Below are 1,187 nucleotides of genomic sequence, written 5' to 3'. Positions count from 1 at the left end.
ATGCCTCATCCGGCGTGCGGTCTTCCAGACTCGAATGAGGTCGTCTCTGGTTGTACAGATTGATGTAATCGCCGATTGAGCGCCGGGCGTGGCTGACCGACTCATATGCCTTCAGATACACCTCCTCATACTTGACGCTTCGCCACACTCGTTCGACGAACACGTTGTCGCGCCAGGCTCCCTTGCCGTCCATGGATAGTTTGATGCCGCGATCCAGAACCGCGTCGGTGAAAGCGGTCGCAGTGAACTGACTGCCCTGGTCGGTGTTGACGATTTCAGGCTGGCCGTATTTCGCGAATGCCTCTTCAAGCGCCTCGACCGCATGGATCGCTTCCAGCGTGATCGCCACGCGATGTGCCAATACCTTTCGGCTGGCCCAGTCCACCACAGCCGTCAGATACACGAAGCCCCGCGCCATCGGAATGTAGCTGGTGTCGAGTGCCCACACCTGATTGGCGCGGTTGATCTTCATTCCCTGCAGCAGATACGGCCAGATCTTGTGCTGCTTGTGGCGGCGGCTCGTGTTCGGCCAGCAGTACAGCGCTTCGACACCCATGCGTTTCATCAGCGTGCCCACATGCCGTCGGCCCACCTTGATGCCTTCGCGGCGCAGCAGACGTACCAGCATGCGCGCTCCCGCGAACGGGAACTCAAGATGCAGCTCGTCGATCCGGCGCATCAGTTTCAGTTCCGTCTCGTTGACCGGTTGAGGCTGGTAGTAGACGCTTGATCGGGCGATCCCCACAAGTCGCGCCTGTTGCGCAATCGGTAGCGCGTGTGCACGGTCGATCATCGCTTTCCGCTCAGCAACCCCGCCTTGCCGAGCGCTCCGCTTAAAAAATCGTTCTCCAGCGTCAACTGGCCAATCTTCGCGTGGAGCACCGTGACGTCCACTGGTGGCTCACCTGTCGTCGACTTGCCCGTCTCGAACACTTCCGACACGCGCTCCTGCAGTTGCTTCTTCCAGTCCGTAATCTGGTTCGGATGAACATCGTACTGCTGCGCCAGCTCTGCCAGCGTCTTGTCGCCCTTTAGGGCTGCCAGCGCTATCTTTGCCTTGAATGCCGGGCTATGCGACCGGCGGCTTCTTTTTGCCATCTTTGGGTTCCTTTTGCTGGTCCCTATGACCAGCTCAGGCCCCGACCGTTCCACTTACCGACCTTGTCCGAAATTCCGGCGCCACCTCT

Annotated in this window: 1 protein-coding gene; it reads right to left on the bottom strand. The window is 59.5% G+C overall.

Going from position 1 to position 1,187, the window contains the following annotated elements; all coding sequences use genetic code 11:
- Nucleotides 1-1,098 (bottom strand): IS3 family transposase gene (locus VSR82_RS39760; RefSeq protein ID WP_498858898.1). Its coding sequence is split into 2 segments (ribosomal slippage), with 1,099 coding nucleotides annotated over them: nucleotides 1-834 and nucleotides 834-1,098; the frame shifts between segments, so codons are not numbered across the junction. This gene is flagged as partial in the annotation.
- Nucleotides 1,099-1,187: the final 89 nt, after the last annotated feature.

The sequence above is a fragment of the Burkholderia sp. JPY481 genome (assembly GCF_038900515.1).
GTDB classification, from domain to species: Bacteria; Pseudomonadota; Gammaproteobacteria; order Burkholderiales; family Burkholderiaceae; genus Paraburkholderia; species Paraburkholderia youngii.
This window is presented reverse-complemented; position numbering and strand designations above follow the sequence as displayed.